The 4,467-nt window shown below is 58.8% G+C and carries 5 protein-coding genes; 4 read left to right on the top strand and 1 reads right to left on the bottom strand.

Features of this window, described 5'->3' with window-relative positions:
* The first annotated feature begins 594 nt into the window (after positions 1–594).
* The gene (locus SGJ19_14585; protein ID MDZ4781474.1) at positions 595–1,689 is read left to right on the top strand and encodes an integrase core domain-containing protein; all 1,095 of its coding nucleotides are present in this window, start codon (positions 595–597) and stop codon (positions 1,687–1,689) included.
* 1 nt (position 1,690) lies between these two features.
* On the opposite strand, the gene SGJ19_14580 is transcribed toward SGJ19_14585, so the two are convergent.
* A complete protein-coding gene (locus SGJ19_14580; protein MDZ4781473.1) occupies positions 1,691–1,840 on the bottom strand; it encodes a hypothetical protein in 150 nt (49 codons plus the stop codon).
* Between the two features lie 93 nt (positions 1,841–1,933).
* Here SGJ19_14580 and SGJ19_14575 point away from each other — a divergent pair, with 93 nt between their 5' ends.
* From SGJ19_14575 to SGJ19_14565, 3 genes are all read left to right on the top strand, one after another.
* Positions 1,934–2,335 carry a hypothetical protein gene (locus SGJ19_14575; GenBank protein MDZ4781472.1) on the top strand — a complete coding sequence of 134 codons (402 nt, stop codon included), beginning with the start codon at positions 1,934–1,936 and terminating at the stop codon, positions 2,333–2,335.
* A gap of 171 nt (positions 2,336–2,506) precedes the next feature.
* Positions 2,507–3,115, top strand: coding sequence for a hypothetical protein (locus SGJ19_14570; GenBank protein ID MDZ4781471.1), 609 nt, complete (start codon positions 2,507–2,509; stop codon positions 3,113–3,115).
* A 3-nt stretch (positions 3,116–3,118) separates the two neighbouring features.
* Positions 3,119–4,267 carry a tyrosine-type recombinase/integrase gene (locus SGJ19_14565; GenBank protein MDZ4781470.1) on the top strand — a complete coding sequence of 383 codons (1,149 nt, stop codon included), beginning with the start codon at positions 3,119–3,121 and terminating at the stop codon, positions 4,265–4,267.
* Positions 4,268–4,467 lie beyond the last annotated feature (200 nt).

Here is a 4,467-nt window from a genome sequence, read left to right as displayed (position 1 = left end):
TGACCGTTTCGCTACCAATCGAAAGAGCGTTCGAAAAGACGCGATAAACTGCTTAGCACACGACGCTACAATCAGTGACCTGAAATTGCCCCCGTCAAACTGTCTGGAATGACTGCCTCCGCCTCTCGGCACAGAATCAGCGCCGCCACTAACTCGTCCCAACCTGCGGAGGTTCGATCGTTGGCTGCCGCTTTCGCGTGACTCATTACCAGACGTGCTTCATCACTTCGGCCAAGGCGGTGGAGCGCCATTGCTTGAAAAAAGCGAGACGATGGGCTAGGGCGGACAACCTTCTCTGATTGGGCCAAAGCCACAGGGTTCGAACCTGTAACCTTCGGTTCCGTAGGCGGCAGGCCGGTTTTTGTAACGGCTTTGCGGGGTTGGTAGTTACGGAAATCCGTAACGATCGCGGTGCTCTCAGTGGTGCTCGCGAGTTTGCCACGTAGGCGGCGAGATTGCCGCTTTTTGCCACGTTCTTTCGCATGGCCGGGAATAGAACGCGCGCTGATCGCATGTTAGAACGTGGCGACCCCGCGCATGCGCGTTCCGAGCGGGGCGTCACAACTATGTCATCTCGATTCTACGTAACGAGTTATGAATTCTACCGTCGCGCAACGATTCTTTCAGCCCTTGCTGCTGTTGTTGGCTCAGGCCACCGACAAACAGTTGGCCAGCTACCTCCAATACCTGAAAACTGAGAACCGCTTCCTGCGAAGCAGGTTGCCCAAGCGGATCACGGTGACGCCGGCGGAGCGGACGCGGCTGCTGAAGGTTGGCAAGCCGCTCGGTCGGGCGATCAAGGACTTGATCACGATCGTCTCTCCGCGCACGTTTTCGCGCTGGGTCAGTCAGGAGAAGAAAGACCCGGGCAAGCCTGCGCCGGCGGCCGGCAAAGGTGGTCGGCCGCGGAAGCCGGACGAAGTCCGGGCGCTGATCCTCAAGCTGGCCAGCGAAGGCGCTGGCTCGGGCGCGTCGCGGATTCACGGGATTCTCACGAATCTCGGCGTGCGCATTTCGGATGCCACGGTGCGGCGCATCTTGCAGGAGAATGGGATCGACCCGGGACCAAAGCGCGCCGATTCGACCTGGAAAGAGTTTCTCAAGCGCCCCCGGGACACGCTTTGGGCCTGTGATTTCTTCACGAAGAATGTGGTCACGAAGGGCGGGATCGTCACGTTTTACGTGCTGTTTTTCATTCACATCAGCTCCCGCCGTGTGCATGTCGCCGCCATGACGCCCGCACCGAACGGCGAGTGGATGGCGCAGCAGGCGCGGAATCTGTCCATGTACTTCGCCGAACAAGGGGAGTTCAAGCCGACGCACATCGTGCGCGATCGGGACACGAAGTTCACTGAGCAGTTCTGCTCGATTCTCGAAAACGATGGTATCGAATTCAAGCCAATCCCGCCGCGCTCGCCGAACTTGAATCCGTTCGCGGAACGCTGGATTCAGAGCGTGAAGCGCGAGTGCCTGGATCATTTCATCGTGTTCGGCGAATCGCATTTGCAATACTTGATCGATTCCTATCTTGACTGGTATCACCGCTTCCGGCCGCACCAAGGACTCAACAACCTGCGCATCGGCATCGTGAAGCCGCCCGATCCGGTTGAGTCGCTTGGGCCTGAGGATGTCGTCTGCCATGAACGGCTCGGCGGGCTGCTCAAGCATTACGAGCGGAAAGCGGCGTAGGTCACAGGATTTCGGCCGCGCCGCGCTCGCGGTGCGCCCTGATTTCGCGATCGGCGACGTTGCGAGTTCGAGCCGCCCAAAAGCGATGACAAACGCTCGCGCGTTCGAGCCATGCCAAGCTGTTGCCGCTAATCGCTTTTTGGTGGGACATCGTTTTGACGCCCGACGTAATTGGTCGCACGTCGCGGCCAAGGCGTTCGAGCAGGAACTCGGCCGGATTGCAGCCCAAAAAAAGGAGAAGGACATGTCTGACGTCATCAGTCGGTTGCGCGCGTCGAAGAGCAAGAGCGACGACGAACGCTACACAACGGGAAAGTTCGTCGGAACAGAATGGGCAAATGATGATGCGGAAGCGAAGGAGTTGGAGCGTCTCAGCTCGCTCCACCGACAAATCTTCTTCGAGCCGTCGCTCGATTGGAAGACCTATTTCGACGACTCGCACGGATTGAGCGTGTACTCTGCCGCAGAGAGGCTCTATTTCACTCTTCACGACGAGGACGACGGCGATCGCGATGCGTCGCGCGAGTTCTGGAACTCAGTTCTTGAGGATCGCGTGATTGCCTGCGACACAAACGTGGCGGAATTCTTTCGCGGGTTCTGCGATGGCGCTCTAGAGGTCTGGGACAGCGTGAAGGATCAGCTTTGATTCCGATGCACCCCGCCGGCCCCGCCACGTTAGCGCCCGTGGCGCGTAGCGGACGGCCGGCGGGATTTTCCACAAGGAGCAGCAACGCCGAAAAAAGTCGAGCTAGACGCGGATACCTCTTTCCGGGGTCGCGCTGACATCGGGGAACCACCATCCTTATTGGGCTTGCAAATGAGCGAACTTGAGGTCCTTGAAATACAACTCTTGCGCGACGAAGCGCTTCAGAGCACTTCTCAAGTCATTGACTTGATGAACTATACGATCGGTGCGGCATTAGCGCTCGTCGCCGCTGGCTGCTCGTTGGATGACTCCCTTTCTGGGCTGATTCCACTGATGGCTGTGCCCCTAGTCTGGGCGTGCCTAGTGCTTGTGCGCGCACGTCGACTCAATGCAATTCGGATTTCCACGTACTTGCGGGCCTTCGCCGGTTCTAAATTTCGATGGGAAGGTCGACTGCGACATCTGAGAAAAATGCCGGCGCATCCCAGAATCGGATTTGCACCGGCGATGTTCTGGGTATTGGCAACAACAGCCGCCGTCTGTGCATTAGTTTCGTTGTTCCTGCAGATTCAACGAACGGGACCTATTTGGCCTGTTGCGGTTGTCGCCGCTGTTGGAGCGGTCGGAATCGGTTGGGAACGGCTTGTCGTTCCATTGCTGGGTTCAAAAAGTGGTGACGATGCTTTCTTTACGGCATGGCACAAGATTCAGGCGGACGAGGAAAAGTTTCGCCAAGAAAATGAAAACGCTTCCGTCGAATTCGAAAATGAGGAGAAGTAAAAAATGACAGCACGAACTAAACGACGCGGCAACGGGGAAGGCAGCATCTACCAACGGTCGGACGGCCGCTGGTGCGGCTGCATCAACATCGGCTACAACGGCGCGGGCAAGCGACAACGCAAGGTCGTGTACGGCGCGACTAAGAAGGAAGTCCAGGACGGACTGACCAAACTCCAAGGCAAGAAGCTCGGCGGCGTCCTGGTCAAGGTCGAGCGGCAAACCGTCGCGGAGTTTCTGACCTGGTGGTTGGAAAGCGTGGCGAAGGGACGAATTCGCGCGACGACATATGCCAATTACGAGACTATGATCCGCGTTCACGTGAATCCGCGGCTCGGCGGCCTCGCGTTGGCGAAGCTTCTTCCCGACCACCTGATCAACTTGCAGACGTCCATGGCGGACGCTGGCGCCTCGCCACGGGTGCGGCAACTCACGTACGCGATCCTTCACCGGGCCCTCGGCGATGCCATGCGCCTCGGAAAGGTCGCGCGGAATGTCTGCGACGTCGTCGATCGGCCACGCGTCGAAAAGTCGACTGTTCGAGCGCTGGATCCCGGCCAAGTCGACGATTTCCTTGTCGCCGCGGAAACTGACCGGCTGTACGCCCTCTATGTGCTGGCAATCGCCTCCGGTCTTCGCCTCGGTGAACTGTGCGGGCTGCAATGGTCGGACGTCGACCTCGACGCTGGGACGGTGACAGTGCGGCACACGCTGATGGAGGTAAAAGGGCGGAGCGAGCTCAGCCAGCCGAAGAGCGAAAGCGGCCGGCGACGCGTCGACTTGGCGGCGGCGGCCGTGGCGGCTCTCGTGGAACATCGAAAGCAATTGATGCGCGAGGGGCTCGCGGGCTGCCCGTTCGTCTTCTGCGATACCGATGGCAACACCTTGCGCCGGAGCAACATCACCCGCCGCTCGTTCAAGCCGACGCTCAAGCGCGCAGGACTTCCCGACATGCGGTTCCACGATCTCCGGCACACGTCGGCATCGCTCCTGCTGACGAAGGGCGTGCATCCGAAGGTCGTCCAGGAGCGGCTGGGCCATTCGCAGATCAGCCTGACGCTCGACACCTACTCCCACGTGATGCCTTCGCTGCAGCGCGACGCGGCGAATTCCCTAGACGGGTTCCTGGTGCGCAAGAAGGCAACGACAGCTTGACATCCGACTTTGGCTACACTGTGGCTACATTTCCTCATCTTTGGACTTTGGCGAGCGCAACAAAAAAGCCGTAAACCCTTACGGATTCACGGCTTTCAAAATCGGGGTGACAGGACGTCTATTGAACTTTTTTCGGGCTCGTTTGGCAACTGGACCAAGCCGCTAATCGCTATTGCCCAAGCACTTGCGACTTGAGGCCG

The sequence above is a fragment of the Planctomycetia bacterium genome (genome assembly GCA_034440135.1).
Classification (GTDB): domain Bacteria; phylum Planctomycetota; class Planctomycetia; order Pirellulales; family JALHLM01; genus JALHLM01.
Note: the sequence above shows the minus strand (reverse complement) of the source record. Positions and strands in the feature narration are given on the sequence as shown.

Coding starts and splice junctions, on each gene's coding strand:
- SGJ19_14585 (MDZ4781474.1), top strand. CDS start 595: ATGAATTCTACCGTCGCGCAACGATTCTTTCAGCCCTTGCTGCTGTTG.
- SGJ19_14580 (MDZ4781473.1), bottom strand. CDS start 1,840: ATGTCCCACCAAAAAGCGATTAGCGGCAACAGCTTGGCATGGCTCGAA.
- SGJ19_14575 (MDZ4781472.1), top strand. CDS start 1,934: ATGTCTGACGTCATCAGTCGGTTGCGCGCGTCGAAGAGCAAGAGCGAC.
- SGJ19_14570 (MDZ4781471.1), top strand. CDS start 2,507: ATGAGCGAACTTGAGGTCCTTGAAATACAACTCTTGCGCGACGAAGCG.
- SGJ19_14565 (MDZ4781470.1), top strand. CDS start 3,119: ATGACAGCACGAACTAAACGACGCGGCAACGGGGAAGGCAGCATCTAC.